This window comes from Aureimonas sp. AU20 (assembly GCF_001442755.1).
Classification (GTDB): Bacteria; Pseudomonadota; Alphaproteobacteria; order Rhizobiales; family Rhizobiaceae; genus Aureimonas.
In genome coordinates this window covers 2,318,942-2,335,681 of the sequence record NZ_CP006367.1, presented here as the reverse complement: position 1 = coordinate 2,335,681, position 16,740 = coordinate 2,318,942, and the positions used below count along the sequence as shown (strand labels likewise).

The following is a 16,740-nucleotide window of genomic DNA, read 5'->3' as shown; positions in this document are numbered from 1 at the left end:
CCGTTGGACGAGCTCATCTTCTTCATCAATCGCGGCGTGGTCGGCGGTCTCATCATCGGCTCCGTCTATGCGCTCGGTGCGGTCGGCGTCACGCTGATCTTTGGCATTCTGCGCTTCGCCCATTTCGCGCATGGCGACATGATGACGGCCAGCGCCTTCATCGCGCTGGCGCTCGCAGCCATTCTTTCCTCGCTCGGCATCACCCTGCCGATCCCGCTTGTGCTGGCGCTACTGCCGGTGGTCATGGTGCTGACGGCGCTTTTCGCGATCGGACTCGACCGCGCCTTCTACCGGCCGCTGCGAAAGCGAGGGGCCAAGCCCGTTGTGCTGGTCATGGCCTCGATCGGCGTCACGCTAATGCTGCAGGGCCTGATCCGCCTGTTTGCCGGCACCGGGTCGCGCGACATGTATCTGGACGCGCCGAAGACCATCTTCCGCATCCCGACCGGCGGACGGCCGATTGTGCTGACCGAGCCGCAGGTGGCGCTGATCGCGCTCACCGTGCTCTCCGTCGTGGCTTTGCATCTCTTCCTCACGCGCTCGCGCCTGGGCAAGGCGATGCGCGCCGTATCGGACAATCCCGATCTCGCCCGCGTTACCGGCATTCCGATCGAGCGGGTGGTCAAGGCGACCTGGGCAATCGGCGGCGGGCTGGCGGCCATCGCTGGAACGATGCTGGCCATGGACGTGCAGTTGAAGCCGGACCTTGCCTACAACATCCTCCTGCCGATCTTCGCGGCGACCATTCTGGGCGGCATCGGCCAGCCCTATGGCGCGATCGCCGGCGGCTATCTCATCGGCTTTGCCGAGACGCTCGCCGTGTTCAACTTTTCGGTGCTGCTGCGCCCCTTCCGCGACCTGCTGCCCGCCGGCTTCGAAATCCCTGCGAGCCTTGCGATGGTGCCGACGGAATATCGCCTCGTCGTGCCTTTCTTCATTCTCGTCGCGGTTCTGATCTACCGGCCGACAGGCATCTTCAAGGGAAGGGTGTTCTGATGACTGGTGCGTCCGCCACGCCTGCCGCCCCGGCCCGGCCGCTGCGCCGGGAACTCCTCCTCGTCGCCGCGCTGCTGGCGCTGGTGGCCCTCGTCTATGCCCTGCAGGGTTCGGCTTATGCCACGCGAATGCTGGTGGAAGCCTCGGCCTATGCGATCATCGCGGTCGGGCTCAACATCCAGTGGGGTTATGCCGGCCTGTTCAATGTCGGCATCATGGGCTTCATCGTCGCGGGCGCGGCAGCCTCCGTCCTGATGACCGTTCCCGTCAACCCGGCGTTCTGGGCTGGCAGCGGCGCGCCGCTGTTGGGCGAGGCGCTCGTCTGGCTCCTCGGCGCGGCCGTGGTTGTCGCTCTCGTCTCGCAGGGTCGGCGCATCGGCCTGCCGAAAGGCCTTGTCACCGCCTCGACCCTGATCGTCGCGGCGGTCGCGTTCACGATCGTTTCCGCCAAGTTCGATCCCGCCACGACGGCGATCGAGGCCGGGGCCGGCTTCATCGGTGGCTTCGGCCTGCCCGTCGCGGCCGGTTGGATCGCGGCCGGGCTCGTGGCCGGTGCCATCGCCTTCGTCATCGGCAAGATCTGCCTGGGTCTGCGCGCGGATTATCTCGCCATCGCGACGCTGGGCATCGCGCAGATCATCAAGACCTTCCTGAAGAACGCCGACTGGCTGACGCGGGGAACGCTCACCGTCTCGCCCCTGCCCTGGCCCGTTCCGACGCCAGGCGAGATCGGCTTTCTCTGGGCGCGTGGTCTCTACCTCTCGCTCGCCGCCATCATCCTCGTCGTGGTCACGCTGCTTCTGGAGCGCGCCTATCGCGCGCCCTGGGGCCGAATGATGCGCGCCATCCGCGACAACGAGGCGGCGGCGAGTTCCATGGGCAAGAATGTCGACGGGCGTCGCATGGAGATCTTCGTGCTCGGGGCCATGCTGATGGGCCTCGGCGGCGCCGTGCTGGTGCATTTCACCTCGGTTTTCGACCCGTCCGGCTTCGTGGACCTCAACCACACGTTCCTGATCTGGGTGATGGTGATCCTGGGCGGAGCCGGCAACAATCGTGGCGCCATCTTCGGCGCGGTGCTGGTCTACATCGTGTGGACGATGTCGGAGCCGGCGGCGCTGACGCTCTTCTCGCTGGCGCGCGACTGGGGCTCGGCGCTCTTCGGCTGGGTCGCCCCGGCCGATCTCGATTCCCGCGCGCTGCAGATGCGCGTCTTCGTGATCGGGCTCACCATCACGCTCGTCCTGCGCTTTGCCCCCGACGGCGTGTTGCCGGAGCGCCTGCGGCATTAGCGTCGGTTTCGGCGGCGGCTGCCCCGGAACCGTCGCCCGGTGCCCTCTGTTGGCCGCACCAATAGGTGCCGAACGGAGAAAGCCAAATGGCCGAGAGCGATCATCAGGAAATCTACGAGGAGTTCCGCTCGCTGGTGAACATGACGCCGAGCGAGTTGGAGAAGTGGCTGGAGACCGAGGACTCGCGCTCGGTCGGCCAGAAGAGCGACGACGGAGCCGAGTCCGTCGGCCACCATTCGGGCCGCACGATCATCGAGATCAAGCACACGAAGAAGGCTGATCTCACCGACAGGCAATGGGCGCATATGCAGAAGGTCGTCGGCTACATCAAGCGCCATTCCGAGCAGAAGCCGAAGGGCGACGTCACCGAGACGAACTGGCGCTTCTCGCTGATGAACTGGGGCCACGATCCGCTGAAGGACTGAACGAAAAAAGGCCCCGGCGGTCGCGTGCCGGGGCCTTCTCATGTCCAGTAAAATCCGTGTGGCTTACTGCGCCGGGCCGACCGGAACGATCTTGCCGTCCCGCACCGTGACCTCGTCATAGGAGCCGGGCACGTCGCCCTTGGCGTCGAACTCCAGCGAGCCCGAGGCGCCCTCATAGTTGATGTCCTTGCCCTCGTCGATCAGCGCCTTGGCCTTCTGCCACTCGCCCGGCAGGATCACCTCACCCGGCGCGCTCGCGACCTCGCGCAGCGCAGCGGACAAGCCTTCGCGGCTGCCGCCGGTCTTCTCCAGCGCCAGCATCAGGACGAAGGCCGCGTCGTAGGACGTCGCGGCATAGGTTGCCGAAGGGTCGAAGCCGGCTTCCTTCGCGGCCGTGGCGTAGAGCTCGGCCCCGGCTGCTGCCGTGCCGCCAGGCCGGGTCAGGATCAGCTTCTCGTCGCCGCCGGCCGTGTTGGTCAGCGCAGCGCCCACCATGCCGTCGCCGCCGATGAAGGTCGAGAAGTCGCCGGTCTCTCGCGCTTGGTTGACGATGCGACCGCCCGAGCCGTCGACATAGGCGAGGACCACCAGCGCCTGCGCGCCGGAGGACGCGAGCGAGCCGATCTCGGCGCGGTAGTCGGCCTTGCCGTCCTCATGCGGCTGCGACACGGCGACCTTGCCGCCCGCCGCCTCGAAAGCAGTCTTGAAGGACTGGGCGAAGCCGGTGCCGTAGTCGTTGTTGACATAGGTGACGGCGACTTCGTCGATGCCGTTCTTCTTCACGACGCGGGCCAGAACCTCGCCCTGATAGGCGTCGGACGGCGCGGTGCGGAACACGAGGTCCTTGTCGTCCAGCGCGGTCACAGCGGGCGAGGTCGAGGAGGGCGAGACCATCACCACGCCGCCGGGAATGGCAGCGGCATTCGCCGCTGCGATCGTCGCGCCCGAACACATGGCGCCGACGATCGCAGCGACCTTCTCGGAATTGACCTGCCGATCGGCGGCGTCGGAGGCGCGGGCAGCGTCGATGCACCCGTCGTCGCCCATCACCATCTCGACCTTGGCCCCGTTCTTGCCGATTCCGCCGGCGGCATTCACCTGCGAGATGGCGAGCTTGGTCGCATTGGTGATCGGCGGCATGAGGCTCTCGATCGGCCCCGTGATGCCGCCGATGAAACCGAGCTTGACCGCTGCATCCTGCGCGAAGGCGGCAGGCGAAGCCGACAGGGTCAGGGCGGCCACGGTCGCGGCAAGAAGGGTCTTGGAAGGGCCTGTCATGCGGTCGATTCTCCGATTGGGGATGGGGGTGGGCCGGCTTTGGCATGGCCGCTTGGGGCGCGAGTTAAGCGGGGCGCGCAGGGGCGGTCAAGGCGAGCCGCTGCGCCTCGCATCCTACCCGGAAATCGGGTTAGGCTCCCTCTCATGAAGGCTTGCCTGCGAATCGTTCTCGCCGTGTCTCTCGGTTCCTCCGCGCTGTCCTTGCCGGCGCGCGCGGAGGGGATCGGCCTCGCCGTGCCCATGAGCGGACCCAGCGCCCTTCTCGGCCGTCAGGCAGCGGATGGCGCTCGCAGCGCGGTTGCGGCGATCGACACCGCCGCTCCTCGGATCGCGACGTTCGACACGGGTTGCGACCGCGAAGGGGGCGAAGCAGCGGCCCGGCGGATGGTGGACGCGAAAGCCGAAATCGCAGTGGGCTTCCTTTGCGTGGCCGCGCTCGAAGGCGCGCTACCCATCCTTTCATCATCCAATATTCCAACCATCGACATCGGCGCGCGCAGCGACCGCGTTCTGGAGCGGCGGGAGCGGGCGGGCTGGCAGGTCTGGCGCATCGCGCCCGGCACCAGCGCGGAAGCCCAGGCGCTGGCCGCTTTCGTGCGCGAGCGCTGGCAGGGCGCGCCGTTCGCACTCATTGAGGACGGCTCGTCCTATGGCCGCGATCTGGCGGAAGGCGTTCGGGAACTTCTGGAAGCGCAGGGCCTTCGCCCGCTTCTGACGGATAATTTCCGACCCGCCGAAGAGAAGCAGTTCGGCCTCGCGCGCCGCATCGCCCAAAGCGGCGTGCGCCATGTGCTCGTGTTCGGAGCGCGACGCGATGTCGCGATCATGGCGCGCGACGCGTTGGACGTGACGCCCGATCTGCAGATCGCGAGCGGCGAATCGCTTCTGGACGAGCCGGGAGACGTCCCGCTGCCGGACGGCGTGGTGAGTGTGGCCTCAGGCTTCGACGTCGGCTGGCCGCCCAGCGAGGCGCCGCCCGCCGACGAGGGCTATGCGCGGATCGCGCGTGTCGGCGCCGAGATCGCGATCGAAGCGCTGCGCCGATCAAAAGCCGAGACGCGAACGCTGGCCGATGTCCTCGGCAACGAGACCTTCGTCACTTCAGGCGGTCTCGTGCGCTTCGACGCGCAAGGGTCGGCCGATGTCGTACCCTTCCGCTCCTATCGCTGGCAGGGCGACCGGTTTCAGGCGGACGAAGAGGGCTGAAAGCCATGTGGCATGCAGGCGCGCGCAATCTCATCACCGACGTCGTCGGACTGCGCGTCGGCCATGCCGCTGACGCGCGGCTGCTGAGCGGCACGACGGCGATTCTGTTCGACGCGCCGGCCAGCGCGGCGGTTGAGATCCTCGGCGGCGCGCCGGGAACCCGGGACACGGAATTGCTCCATCCGCAGAATCTCGTGCAGGGCATCGACGCACTCGTCCTCTCCGGCGGCTCGGCCTTTGGTCTCGATGCGGCGTCCGGCGTGCAGAGCCATCTACGGTCGGTCGGGCGCGGCTTCGAGGTAGCGGGGCAGAGAGTGCCGATCGTGCCCGGCGCGATCCTGTTCGACCTCGCCAATGGCGGCGACAAGGATTGGGCTCTCCATTCGCCCTACCGCGAACTCGGCCTCGCGGCAGCTCAAAGCGCGGGCGCGGATTTCGCGCTAGGCAGCGCGGGCGCCGGCATGGGTGCGACCACGGCGGTCTGTCGGGGAGGCCTCGGCTCGGCCTCCGCCGTCTTGTCGAACGGCGCGACGCTCGGCGCCCTTGTCGCGGTCAACGCGGTCGGCTCCCCCCTCGTCGGCGGTACGCGGCATTTCTGGGCCGCGCCTTTCGAAATGGACGGCGAGTTCGGCGACCTCGGCCTGCCCGTCCCGCTGCCGGCCGACTGCGCCCGGCCTCGCAGCAAGATGGACCCGCGCCCCGGCACCAACACGACGATCGCCGTGATCGCGACCGACCTGCGCCTCGGCAAGGCGGAGCTGAAGCGGCTCGCCGTCGCGGCCCATGATGGATTCGCCCGCGCGCTCTACCCCGCGCACACAGATTTCGACGGCGACCTCGTCTTCGCCGCCGCGACCGGCGCGCGCGACGAGGTGCTCTCGGCCGTCGACCGGCTCGAGTTCTCGGCGGCAGCCGCCGCCGTCATGGCCCGTGCCATCGCGCGCGGCGTCTTCCATGCTGCCAGCGCCCCTGCATTCGCCGCTCTGGCCGCCTGGCGCGACCTCGTCTGACCGTGCCGGTCCGCCTGGGCGCGGCATGGATTGAGGCGATGCGACACGTCTGTTAGGACCGGCCCGATCCCGTTCCTCCCCCGTTGCGAAGGCTTGCCTCCATGATCCCGCGCTATGCCCGCCCCGAGATGGTCTCCATCTGGTCCCAGGAAACCAAGTTCCGCATCTGGTTCGAGATCGAGGCCCATGCCTGCGACGCGCTGGCCGAGCTTGGCGTCATCCCGAAGGAAGCGGCCAAGACGATCTGGGAAAAGGGTGGCGCGGCAACCTTCGACGTGGAGCGCATCGACGAGATCGAGCGCGAGACCAAGCACGATGTCATCGCCTTCCTGACGCATCTCGCCGAGTTCGTCGGCCCGGATTCGCGCTTCATCCATCAGGGCATGACCTCGTCGGACGTGCTCGACACCTGCTTCAACGTGCAGCTCGTGCGCGCGTCGGACCTGCTTCTGGCCGATCTCGATGCATTGCTGGCCGCGCTCAAGCGCCGCGCCTTCGAGCACAAGGACACGGTCACGATCGGCCGCTCGCACGGCATCCATGCCGAGCCGACGACCTTCGGCGTCAAGCTGGCGCTCGCCTATGCTGAGTTCGACCGCTGTCGCAAGCGCCTCGTCGCCGCGCGCGAGGAAGTCGCGACCTGCGCCATCTCGGGCGCCGTCGGCACATTCGCCAATATCGATCCGCGCGTCGAGGAGCATGTGGCGGCGGCGCTCGGTCTCCAGCCCGAGCCGGTATCGACCCAGGTCATTCCGCGCGACCGGCACGCCATGTATTTCGCGACGCTCGGCGTCGTCGCCTCGTCGATCGAGCGGCTGGCGACCGAAATCCGCCATCTGCAGCGCACCGAGGTTCTGGAGGTCGAGGAATATTTCTCGCCCGGCCAGAAGGGCTCCTCGGCCATGCCGCACAAGCGCAATCCGGTTCTGACGGAAAACCTGACGGGTCTGGCTCGCATGGTGCGCGCCTTCGCGATCCCTGCGATGGAGAATGTCGCCCTCTGGCACGAGCGGGACATCTCGCACTCCTCGGTCGAACGCTATATCGGCCCCGACGCGACGGTGACGCTCGACTTCGCCCTCGCCCGCCTCACCGGCGTCGTGGACAAGCTGCTCGTCTACCCCGAGCGGATGGACAAGAACCTCAATCAGTTCAAGGGTCTCGTCCATTCGCAGCGCGTGCTGCTGGCCCTGACCCAGGCCGGCGTCAGCCGCGAGGACGCCTATCGCCTTGTGCAGCGCAACGCCATGAAGGTGTGGGAACAGGGTGCCGACTTCCTGACCGAGCTTCTGTCGGACAAGGACGTGACGGCCGCTCTGTCGGAAGACCAGATCCGCGAGAAGTTCGATCTCGGCTACCACACCAAGCATGTCGACACGATCTTCGCGCGGGTCTTCGGCGCGGCCTGACGTTCAGGCTGGTTCGGCCTCGGCCGACACGAGAAGGGGCGTCGCCAGGGGCGGCGCTTCCCTCTGCTCGAAGCCCTTGATGTCGAGCTGGATCATCTGATGATCGGAATAGGGCTGGTCTAGAATATGGACTGTGCAATGGTCCGTCAGGTCACGCGAGATGAGGCAGGTGTCGAGCGTCGCCTGATAGGGACCGAAGCGGAAGGTCGGGCCGGAATCGGCATTGGCATGCACCATGCGCCCGCCGGCTAGGAGCGGCGCCAGCTCGCCCGAGCCCCGGAACACGTTGAAATCGCCCATCACCACGGTCGGCCCGTCGCGCTCCTCGACCCAGCGCGCCAGCTCAGCCAGCTGCACGCATCGAATGCGGTAGCGCAGCGAAAGATGCGCGACGAGCACCCGAATGCCCGCCATTTCCAGATCGTAGACGAGCCGTTTCTTGCCCGCCGAGAGGTAGCGCGCGACATATGTGACCGGCCGCGAAGCGAGAAAGGCGTTGGACTTGCCACGCGATACCGAAAGACGCCGGAACTGCCGCTCGGCGCTGTATTTGTTGTCGATCCGCACGGTCGTGTGGTGGGCCTCCACCAGCGCCCGGCTCTGGTCGAAGAAGCCGTTGGTGAGCGAACCCCGGTCGATTTCCACGAAGCAGCTGAGATCGGGCTGAAGATCGCGCAGCCGATCGCGCACATGCTGCAGGCTTCGCAGCTGCACGCGCTTGGTGGTGAAGACATGATGATGGACGCGGCGGACATGGTGCCCGAGCGAACCGTCGATGTCGCGGGAATAGCCGAGATTGGCGTAGACGATGCGCAGCATGCTCGTTCCGCTTTCTTCCCCTCTTCGACGTGGCGTTTGAAGACGCCGACCGTCGATTGGTTCCGCCCGGCAACGGCTGCGGCTTTCCGAACGAGCGCCAGGCCCATTCGTCGCCGCTGCCCGGGCGCACGCGATCACAAACCCTCAAGAAGGGGAAGCCGGCCGCTGGACCCGATCTTGCCAGTGCCCATATCCTCGGGCAGAGCGTCCGGCAAGTCGGGGCCCCTCGGGTGCCCTGTCTTGGACCCAGGGCGTGGCGGGATCGGGGCGGAATGAGCCAATTTCTGGACGGGACGATCTGGCCGCTTGTGATCGCCGTCATGAGCTGGTCGATTCTGGTTGGCGCCGTCGTCTACATTCCGTTTCGCCGCTCGCCCGTCGCCGCCCAAGCCTGGCTCCTCCTGTTCTTCTTCATGCCCTGGGCCGCGCTGTTGCTCTATCTCGCGGTCGGCAACGCGCGGCATCCCAAGTGGCGGCGCGACCGGCTGGAGGCCATGCCGGACATCATACGCAAGGCGATCGAGCACATCTCGCTCCGCGCCATGGGCGGGCTGCGCGCGCTTCGGCCGCACCATCAGTTGACCGGCCGCCTCGTCCACCGGATCGGGCGCTTTCCCGTCCTGCCGGACAATCGCATCGTGTTGGACGCCGACTACAACCGCGTGGTGGACCGGATCGCCACCGATATCGATCAGGCTCGGCACCATGCCCATGTCATGGTCTACATCCTCCAGAACGATCAGGCGGGAAACCGCATCCTCAGCGCGCTGGAGCGGGCGTCGCGACGGGGCGTCAAGTGCCGCCTGCTGATCGACGCCGTCGGCTCCTCGCGCGATCGGCGCGCCATCGCCAAGCGGCTGGAGGGAACCGGGGTCGAGCTTCGGCTGATTCTGCCCCTGCGCTTCTGGAACCAAGCGACGCGCTTCGATCTTCGCAACCATCGCAAGATCGTGGTGGTGGACGGGCGTGTCGGATGGGTCGGCTCACAGAACATGCACCGCATCGAATACGAGCCCAAGACCTTCTATCGCGAGCTTATGGCGCGCGTCGAAGGCCCCGTGGTTCTCGAACTGCAGGCGATCTTCATCGGCGACTGGTATCTGGAAACGGAGGAGGACATCGCCTCGCCCGACCTGATGCCCGAGCCCCTGCCCCACTCGCTGGAGCGCACAGCGACCGCGCAGGTCCTGCCGAGTGGCCCGGACTATCCCGATGCCGGCGTCGACATTCTTTTCACCGACCTGATCTACAGCGCGCGCCGACGCGTCGTGCTGGCGACGCCCTATTTCATTCCCAACGAGCCGCTGCTGCTCGCCATGCGCACGGCCGTGTCGAAGGGTGTGCGGGTGACGCTGTTCGTCACTTCCACCACCAATAGCTGGCTGATCGACCGGGCCCAGCAGTCCTATTACGACGAGCTTCTGGAGGCCGGGGTCGAGGTCATGCTCTATCGCGAGCGCTTCCTGCACGCCAAGCATCTGTCGATCGACGACGACATCGCCATTATCGGCTCGGCCAATATGGACCGCCGGTCCTTCGAGCTGAATTCCGAAGTGACGCTGATCGCCTATAGCGAGGACGTCGTGCGCGATCTCCGCGCCATCGAGGACGACTACCGCTTCAAAAGCCATCGGCTGCGGCTGGAGGAGTGGTCGCGGCGCGGCTTCTTCGTGCAGCTGACCGAAAATGTCACCCGCCTGATCTCGCCTCTTCTGTGATCCTTCCTTGACAAGCCGGCCTTGCGCTCGCATCTGCCGCGCATGCGCGTTTCAGAAGCCGATATCCTCATCGTTCCCGGCTACAAGGGAGCGGACGAAAACCACTGGCAGTCCCGCTGGGAGCAGAAGCTGTCCACGGCCCGCCGCGTCCAGCAGGTGGAATGGTCGAAGCCGGTCCGCGAGGATTGGGTGCGCACCGTCGCCGAGGCGGTGAATGCCGCCGAGCGGCCGCCGGTGATCGTGGCCCATTCGCTCGGCGTCGCCGCCGTGGTGCAGGCCGTTCCGCTGTTCAGAAAGCAGGTCGCAGGAGCTTTCTTTGTGGCCCCGCCGGACGTCGCGGACATGACGATCCGGCCGAAGCACCTCACCACCTTCGGCCCCTATCCGCGCGAGCCGCTGCCCTTCCCATCGGTGGTGGTCGCCAGCCGCAACGATCCCTATTCCCGCTTCGAGGCGGCGGAGGATGCGGCCGGCGCCTGGGGCTCGCTCTTCATCGATGCTGGAGAATCGGGCCATCTAAACGGCGACAGCGGCCATGGCCCGTGGCCGGAAGGCCTCCTCACCTTCGGCAAGTTCCTGGCGCGACTGCCCGCCGCTTAGTCCTTGCGGCGGATCTCGGCGCAGATCGCGAGCGAGGCCTGCTTCAGAAGACCGATGTCGGAGGCAACGCAGATCAGGTCGTAGCCCATGTCGCGGTAGCGCCGGGCGTCGGCAGCATTCGCGGCATAGACGGCGGCGATCTTGCCTGCGCTTTTGGCCTGCCGGCAGATCAGATGGGCGGCCTCGTCGCTGGCCGATCCGTTCGGATCGAGCTTGCCGCCGAGAGCCAGCGAGAGATCGGACGGGCCGACGAACACGCCGCCGAGTTCCGGCACGGCGAGAATCGCGTCGATCTCGCGGAAGGCGCCGGCTGTCTCGATCATCGCGAGAGACACGATCCCCTTGTTCGCCTCCTCGATATAGGCTTCCGCCGAATTCATTCCGAAGAGCGAAAGCGCGCGAGCGGGCCCGAAGGAGCGCATTCCCAGCGGCGGGTAGCGCAGCGCGCGGGCGAAGCGCTCGGCCTCCGCCGCATTGTCCACCATGGGCAGGATCACGCCCGTCGCACCGAAGTCGAGCACGCGGCCGGCCAGCGCGAGATCGCCGATCGGCACCCGCACGAGCGCCGGCTTGCCGAGGAACACCGCCCGCGCGCAGCCTTCGCGAATCTCCTCGATGCTCTGCAGGCCATGCTGAACGTCGAAGGTGATGACGTCGAAGGCGGCCAGGAGCGCTTCATGGACCACGGGGTCCCCGAGTCCCGCCCAGGCCGAAAGCGCCACGTCCGGGCTGCCCAACATCTCTCGAAGTTTTCCGACCGTCACGACCTCGTCCTCCCATCGCGTCCGGTGAGACCAGACCCTCCGGTGCCGTTTAGCAAGCCCGCGAGCCTCTTGCACGGGGCGCGGATGCTGGAATTTCGGGGAAGCGATTGTTTAGAACCCGCGTTTGGGATAATGAGCCGGCTTAAGCATGCGGTTCTTCGCGAGTTTTCCAACGACTCGCTTCCTAACTCACGATCGAGCAATGTCCATGACACGTCGCCGCCGTATCTACGAAGGCAAGGGGAAGATCCTTTATGAAGGCCCCGAGCCCGGCACCCTCGTCCAGTTCTTCAAGGACGACGCGACCGCCTTCAACAAGAAGAAGCACGAGGTCGTGGACGGCAAGGGCGTCCTGAACAATCGGATTTCCGAGTATATCTTCACGCACCTGAACCGGATCGGCATCCCGACGCATTTCATTCGTCGGTTGAACATGCGCGAGCAGCTGATCAAGGAAGTGGAGATCATTCCGCTCGAGGTCGTCGTGCGCAATGTCGCGGCCGGCTCGCTGGCAAAGCGCCTCGGCATCGAGGAAGGCACGGTTCTTCCGCGCTCGATCATCGAATTCTACTACAAGGCCGACCAGCTCGACGACCCGATGGTCTCGGAAGAGCACATCACGGCCTTCGGCTGGGCCAGCCCGCAGGAAATCGACGACATCATGGCGCTCGCCATTCGCGTCAACGACTTCCTGTCCGGCCTTTTCCTCGGCGTCGGCATCCAACTCGTCGACTTCAAGATCGAGACGGGCCGCCTGTTCGAAGGTGACATGATGCGCATCGTCGTGGCCGACGAGATCTCGCCCGACTCCTGCCGCCTTTGGGACGTGCAGACGCAGGACAAGCTCGACAAGGATCGCTTCCGGCGTGACATGGGCGGTCTGGTCGAAGCCTATCAGGAAGTCGCCCGCCGGCTCGGCATCATGAACGAAAACGAGCCGCCCCGCCCTTCCGGGCCGGTGTTGGTCAAGTGACGCCCCTGCCGGCGTCGCAACCGGCGCCGGCTCTCAGACTGGTTCATTCGCAAGGCAGGCTTATTCCGTGATCAAGGCTCGCATCGTCGTCACCCTCAAGAACGGCGTTCTGGACCCGCAGGGCAAGGCGATCGAAGGAGCGCTCGGAACGCTCGGCTTCGGCGGCGTCGGCGCCGTCCGTCAGGGCAAGGTCTTCGACGTGGAGATCGATGGCGTCGATACAGGCAAGGCCGAAGCCGACCTGAAGGCGATGTGCGAACAGCTCCTCGCCAACACGGTCATCGAGAACTACGCCATTCAGATCGTCTGAGGTCGGGCCGCCATGAAATCCGCCGTCGTCCTTCTTCCCGGCCTCAACCGCGACCGCGACATGATCGCGGCCTTGACCAAGATCTCGGGAACCGCGCCTGTGACCGTCTGGCAGACGGACACGGACATTCCCGATGTAGACCTGATTGTCGTGCCGGGCGGCTTCTCGTTCGGCGACTATCTGCGCTGCGGCGCCATTGCCGCACGCTCGCCCGTCATGCAGGCCGTGGCCGAGAAGGCGCGCAAGGGCGTTACGGTGCTCGGCGTCTGCAACGGCTTCCAGATCCTGTGCGAGACCGGGCTCCTGCCCGGCGCGCTCATGCGCAACACGAGCCTCAAGTTCGTTTGCCGCGAGGTGAAGCTGGAAGTGGCGAACGCATCGACGCGGTTCACCAGCGCCTATCGGCAGGGCCAGGTCATCCGCTGCCCGGTCGCCCATCACGACGGCAATTACTTCGCGGACTCGGAGACGCTCGCGCGGATCGAGGGTGAGGGTCAGGTTGCCTTCCGCTACGCTGAGGGCACGAACCCGAACGGCGCGATCAACGACATTGCCGGCATTGTCAGCGCCGAAGGCAATGTCCTCGGCCTCATGCCGCATCCCGAGAACCTGATCGAGCCGGAGCACGGCGGCACGGATGGTCGCGGCCTTTTCGAAAGCGCCCTCGGCCTCGTTCCGCGCGGTCTGGCTGCGTGAGCCGCCAACCCCTCGTCCGTTTCTTTCTGATCCTCGGGCTGCTGCCGGTTCTGCTCGTTCTCTCGCCGGCGGTCTTTGCGCTTGTCGGCGTGAGTTTCGGTGCGGCGGCCGTGGTCCTGGGGCTGCTCGGCGCGGCCTCGGGTCTGGCTGCTGCCAGCACCGGCCTGCTCCTGACCTTTCTCGCCAGCTGTGCGACGCCGCCCGTGGTGCCTCCGACGAAGCAGGCTCCTGTGCGCAAAATCGACACTGGCCTCGATCGGATGGAGCGGCTGGCGTTGACGGTCAATCGCTGCTGGTTCAAGTCGCGCGATCCCGCATTCACAGGCTATTCGCTGGCGCCCGAACTCTCCTCCTTCTCCGGTCGCCCGCGCTTCCTCCTGGTTCCGAAGAACCGGCCGGAAGAGCGCCCGCTCCTCGTGGTGGAAGGGCGAAGCGGCTCCGCGGAGGTCGACACCTACGGCCCGCTGCTTCAGTCGCCCCTGCGTGCGCGTCTCGAAGGCGATCTCGCCCGCTGGTCGGCTGGTTCGGGTGATTGTTCCGCCTGACATGCAAGCTTCGCCGCTCGTCCGCTTCGCCGCCGTGATCGCCCTCGCCGCTTTGGCTGGATGTCAGTCGTCCGGTGGCCCGGTGACAGTCGCCCGAGCAAGCGAGTTCGGCGCACCAAACGGCGCGGAAGCACGCTATGCGAGGGATACCGGACGCGCCATTTATCGTGGCCGCCCCTTCCAGCGCACGCAAGGTTTCGTCTTCGCAGATCCAGCGCGCGGCTTCGCTCTTTGCCTGCGCGCACCGATGCGTGACGGCAGGCAGGACCACACGCTCCTGATTCTTCAACGCCGGATCGAAGGTGCTGTCAGCCAGGTGGAGGACGACGTGCAGATCGTTCGCGCCGCCGCCGATGTCGGCCTTTGTCGCAACCGTTCCGACTGGGTGGACGCCCGGTGAAAACTGTCCGCTTTCCGCTTGTGATCGACCTTCGCCAATGCGAAGGACGGCCGAGCGCGTTTTTCTCCTCTCGCCCGGAGGCTCCATGACCGACATCGCCATCACGCCCGACCTCATCGCCAGCCACGGGCTGAAGCCGGACGAGTACCAGCGCATTCTCGACCTGATCGGCCGCGAGCCGACCATCACCGAGCTTGGCATCTTCTCGGCCATGTGGAACGAGCATTGCTCGTACAAATCCTCCAAGCGCTGGCTTCGCACGCTGCCGACCAAAGGGCCGCGCGTCATCCAGGGCCCGGGCGAGAACGCGGGCGTCGTGGACATCGGCGATGGCGACTGCGTCGTCTTCAAGATGGAGTCGCACAACCACCCCTCTTACATCGAGCCCTATCAGGGCGCGGCGACCGGCGTCGGCGGCATCCTTCGCGATGTCTTCACCATGGGCGCACGGCCGATCGCGGCGATGAACGCGCTGCGCTTCGGCGCACCGGACCATCCCAAGACGCGCCATCTCGTGGCCGGCGTTGTGGCCGGCGTCGGTGGCTACGGCAATTCCTTCGGTGTGCCGACGGTGGGCGGCGAGGTGAACTTCCATCCTCGCTACAACGGCAATTGCCTGGTCAACGCCTTCGCGGCGGGGCTCGCCAAAACGGACGCTATCTTCCTGTCCGAGGCCAAGGGCGTAGGCCTGCCGGTCGTCTATCTCGGCGCCAAGACGGGCCGCGACGGCGTCGGCGGCGCGACTATGGCCTCGGCCGAATTTGACGACAAGATCGAGGAGAAGCGCCCGACCGTGCAGGTCGGTGACCCCTTCACCGAGAAATGCCTGCTCGAAGCCTGCCTCGAACTCATGCAGACCGGCGCGGTGATCGCGATCCAGGATATGGGCGCCGCGGGCCTCACCTGCTCGGCGGTCGAGATGGGCGCCAAGGGCGACCTCGGCATCGAGCTCGATCTCAACAGGGTCCCGGTTCGCGAAGAGCGCATGACACCCTACGAGATGATGCTCTCGGAAAGCCAAGAGCGCATGCTCATGGTGCTGGAGCCGTCCAAGCAGGAGGTGGCCGAAGCGATCTTCCGCAAATGGGGCCTCGACTTCGCCGTGGTCGGCAAGACCACGAACGACCTGCGCTTCCGCATCCTGTTCGATGGCCGCGAAGTCGCGAACCTCCCGATCAAGGATCTCGGCGATCAGGCGCCGGAGTATGATCGTCCCTGGACCGAGCCCAAGCCAGCCAAGGTCGTGCATCTTTCCGACGTGCCGGAGCCGCGCGACTACGCGAAGGCGCTGCTCAAGGTTCTCGGCTCGCCCGACATCGCCTCGCGCCGTTGGGTCTTCGAGCAGTACGACACGCTGATCCAGGGCAACTCGCTGCAGCGCCCGGGCGGCGACGCCGGCGTGGTGCGCGTCGACGGCCACGCGACCAAGGCGCTGGCCTTCTCCTCCGACGTGACGCCGCGCTTCTGCGAGGCCGATCCCTGGCAGGGCGGCGCGCAGGCTGTGGCCGAATGCTGGCGCAACCTGACGGCCGTCGGCGCCGAGCCGCTGGCCGCGACCGACAATCTGAATTTCGGCAATCCCGAGAAGCCCGAGATCATGGGCCAGTTCGTGAAAGCCGTCGAAGGCATCGGCGCCGCCTGCCGCGCGCTCGACTTCCCGATCGTGTCGGGCAATGTCTCGCTCTACAACGAGACGCATGGTCGCGCGATCCTGCCGACGCCCACGATCGGCGGTGTCGGGCTGATCGACGATCGCCGGCACACGGCGACGATCGGCGGCATGCAGGAAGGCGATGTCCTGTTCTTGCTAGGCCAGGACGGGCAGCATCTCGGCAGCTCGATCTATCTGCGCGAGGTCGAGGGCCGCGAAGACGGCGCCCCGCCGCCGGTCGATCTCGAAGCCGAGAAGCGCCATGGCGATTTCGTACGCGGGCTGATCCGCTCGGGCCGCGTCACCGCCTGCCACGATCTTTCGGACGGCGGGCTCGGCATCGCGCTGGCCGAAATGTGCATGGCCGCTGGCAAAGGGGCCAAGGTCAATGTCGGCGGCGGCGCCCTGCATGGCCCGCTCTTCGGCGAGGATCAGGCCCGTTATGTCGTTGCCGTCGCGTCGAAAGACGCATCGGCGATCGAGACAGAGGCGGGAAGCATTCCCATGCGCGAGCTCGGCACGGTCGGCGGCACGGCGCTGGTCGTGAACGGCGCGCTTTCGATCGAGGTCGAGCGGCTGACCGTCGCGCATGAAAGCTGGTTCCCCAACTTCATGGCCGGCGTCGTAGACGCCAGCGCGGCCTGAACC

Annotated in this window: 17 protein-coding genes; 14 read left to right on the top strand and 3 right to left on the bottom strand. The window is 66.5% G+C overall.

Annotation, left to right across the window (positions count from 1 at the left end; translation table 11 throughout):
* Positions 1-3: 3 nt before the first annotated feature.
* The 3 genes from M673_RS10305 to M673_RS10295 all read left to right on the top strand — a co-directional run bounded on the left by M673_RS10305 (position 4) and on the right by M673_RS10295 (position 2,713).
* The gene (locus tag M673_RS10305; RefSeq protein WP_061975938.1) at positions 4-996 is read left to right on the top strand and encodes a branched-chain amino acid ABC transporter permease; all 993 of its coding nucleotides are present in this window, start codon (positions 4-6) and stop codon (positions 994-996) included.
* Positions 996-2,288, top strand: a complete 1,293-nt coding sequence (locus M673_RS10300) for a branched-chain amino acid ABC transporter permease (RefSeq protein WP_061975936.1) — start codon at positions 996-998, stop codon at positions 2,286-2,288. The genes M673_RS10305 and M673_RS10300 overlap by 1 nt, the downstream gene beginning before the upstream one ends.
* A gap of 86 nt (positions 2,289-2,374) precedes the next feature.
* A complete protein-coding gene (locus M673_RS10295; protein WP_061975934.1) occupies positions 2,375-2,713 on the top strand; it encodes a DUF3140 domain-containing protein in 339 nt (112 codons plus the stop codon).
* Positions 2,714-2,776: 63 nt separating this feature from the next.
* On the opposite strand, the gene M673_RS10290 is transcribed toward M673_RS10295, so the two are convergent.
* Complete coding sequence (locus tag M673_RS10290; RefSeq protein WP_061975932.1) at positions 2,777-3,991, bottom strand: ABC transporter substrate-binding protein; 1,215 nt, start codon at positions 3,989-3,991, stop codon at positions 2,777-2,779.
* A gap of 174 nt (positions 3,992-4,165) precedes the next feature.
* On the opposite strand from M673_RS10290, the gene M673_RS10285 reads away from it, so the two are divergent.
* From M673_RS10285 to purB, 3 genes are all read left to right on the top strand, one after another.
* Positions 4,166-5,197, top strand: a complete 1,032-nt coding sequence (locus M673_RS10285; RefSeq protein WP_187301249.1) for an ABC transporter substrate-binding protein — start codon at positions 4,166-4,168, stop codon at positions 5,195-5,197.
* Positions 5,198-5,202: 5 nt separating this feature from the next.
* Positions 5,203-6,207: a P1 family peptidase gene (locus tag M673_RS10280; protein ID WP_061975928.1), complete on the top strand. Its 1,005-nt coding sequence runs from the start codon at positions 5,203-5,205 to the stop codon at positions 6,205-6,207.
* Positions 6,208-6,308: 101 nt separating this feature from the next.
* Positions 6,309-7,616, top strand: coding sequence for an adenylosuccinate lyase (purB, locus tag M673_RS10275; RefSeq protein ID WP_061975926.1), 1,308 nt, complete (start codon positions 6,309-6,311; stop codon positions 7,614-7,616).
* Between the two features lie 3 nt (positions 7,617-7,619).
* Here the strand turns inward: purB and M673_RS10270 are convergent, their stop codons facing one another.
* Entirely contained in the window at positions 7,620-8,435 is an 816-nt protein-coding gene (locus M673_RS10270; RefSeq protein WP_061975924.1) for an endonuclease/exonuclease/phosphatase family protein, read from the bottom strand.
* Positions 8,436-8,707: 272 nt separating this feature from the next.
* On the opposite strand from M673_RS10270, the gene cls reads away from it, so the two are divergent.
* Together cls and M673_RS10260 are read left to right on the top strand one after the other, a co-directional pair.
* Positions 8,708-10,153, top strand: a complete 1,446-nt coding sequence (gene cls / locus M673_RS10265; protein WP_061975922.1) for a cardiolipin synthase — start codon at positions 8,708-8,710, stop codon at positions 10,151-10,153.
* A 42-nt stretch (positions 10,154-10,195) separates the two neighbouring features.
* A complete protein-coding gene (locus M673_RS10260) occupies positions 10,196-10,753 on the top strand; it encodes an RBBP9/YdeN family alpha/beta hydrolase (RefSeq protein WP_061977780.1) in 558 nt (185 codons plus the stop codon).
* Here the strand turns inward: M673_RS10260 and M673_RS10255 are convergent.
* Positions 10,750-11,517, bottom strand: coding sequence for an HpcH/HpaI aldolase family protein (locus M673_RS10255; protein WP_148640019.1), 768 nt, complete (start codon positions 11,515-11,517; stop codon positions 10,750-10,752). The genes M673_RS10260 and M673_RS10255 overlap by 4 nt on opposite strands.
* 208 nt (positions 11,518-11,725) lie before the next feature.
* Here M673_RS10255 and purC point away from each other — a divergent pair, with 208 nt between their 5' ends.
* The 6 genes from purC (at position 11,726) to purL (ending at position 16,737) form a co-directional block, all read left to right on the top strand.
* Positions 11,726-12,490 (top strand): phosphoribosylaminoimidazolesuccinocarboxamide synthase, encoded by a 765-nt coding sequence (gene purC, locus M673_RS10250; RefSeq protein WP_061975919.1) that lies wholly within the window; start codon positions 11,726-11,728, stop codon positions 12,488-12,490.
* A gap of 67 nt (positions 12,491-12,557) precedes the next feature.
* Entirely contained in the window at positions 12,558-12,800 is a 243-nt protein-coding gene (purS, locus tag M673_RS10245) for a phosphoribosylformylglycinamidine synthase subunit PurS (RefSeq protein WP_061975917.1), read from the top strand.
* A gap of 12 nt (positions 12,801-12,812) precedes the next feature.
* Positions 12,813-13,496, top strand: coding sequence for a phosphoribosylformylglycinamidine synthase subunit PurQ (purQ, locus tag M673_RS10240; protein ID WP_061975915.1), 684 nt, complete (start codon positions 12,813-12,815; stop codon positions 13,494-13,496).
* Between the two features lie 143 nt (positions 13,497-13,639).
* On the top strand, positions 13,640-14,041 hold the full coding sequence (locus M673_RS10235) for a hypothetical protein (protein ID WP_082639681.1): 402 nt from the start codon (positions 13,640-13,642) through the stop codon (positions 14,039-14,041).
* A complete protein-coding gene (locus tag M673_RS10230) occupies positions 13,980-14,441 on the top strand; it encodes a hypothetical protein (protein ID WP_187301248.1) in 462 nt (153 codons plus the stop codon). Before M673_RS10235 ends, M673_RS10230 begins: the two co-directional genes overlap by 62 nt.
* 85 nt (positions 14,442-14,526) lie before the next feature.
* Entirely contained in the window at positions 14,527-16,737 is a 2,211-nt protein-coding gene (gene purL, locus M673_RS10225; protein WP_061977778.1) for a phosphoribosylformylglycinamidine synthase subunit PurL, read from the top strand.
* The last annotated feature ends 3 nt before the right edge of the window (positions 16,738-16,740 follow it).

What these genes read in the sequence shown, in the direction of transcription:
- M673_RS10300 (WP_061975936.1), top strand. Translation starts at nt 996, where the DNA reads ATGACTGGTGCGTCCGCCACGCCTGCCGCCCCGGCCCGGCCGCTGCGC.
- M673_RS10295 (WP_061975934.1), top strand. Translation starts at nt 2,375, where the DNA reads ATGGCCGAGAGCGATCATCAGGAAATCTACGAGGAGTTCCGCTCGCTG.
- M673_RS10290 (WP_061975932.1), bottom strand. Translation starts at nt 3,991, where the DNA reads ATGACAGGCCCTTCCAAGACCCTTCTTGCCGCGACCGTGGCCGCCCTG.
- M673_RS10280 (WP_061975928.1), top strand. Translation starts at nt 5,203, where the DNA reads ATGTGGCATGCAGGCGCGCGCAATCTCATCACCGACGTCGTCGGACTG.
- purB (WP_061975926.1), top strand. Translation starts at nt 6,309, where the DNA reads ATGATCCCGCGCTATGCCCGCCCCGAGATGGTCTCCATCTGGTCCCAG.
- M673_RS10270 (WP_061975924.1), bottom strand. Translation starts at nt 8,435, where the DNA reads ATGCTGCGCATCGTCTACGCCAATCTCGGCTATTCCCGCGACATCGAC.
- cls (WP_061975922.1), top strand. Translation starts at nt 8,708, where the DNA reads ATGAGCCAATTTCTGGACGGGACGATCTGGCCGCTTGTGATCGCCGTC.
- M673_RS10260 (WP_061977780.1), top strand. Translation starts at nt 10,196, where the DNA reads ATGCGCGTTTCAGAAGCCGATATCCTCATCGTTCCCGGCTACAAGGGA.
- purC (WP_061975919.1), top strand. Translation starts at nt 11,726, where the DNA reads ATGACACGTCGCCGCCGTATCTACGAAGGCAAGGGGAAGATCCTTTAT.
- purQ (WP_061975915.1), top strand. Translation starts at nt 12,813, where the DNA reads ATGAAATCCGCCGTCGTCCTTCTTCCCGGCCTCAACCGCGACCGCGAC.
- purL (WP_061977778.1), top strand. Translation starts at nt 14,527, where the DNA reads ATGACCGACATCGCCATCACGCCCGACCTCATCGCCAGCCACGGGCTG.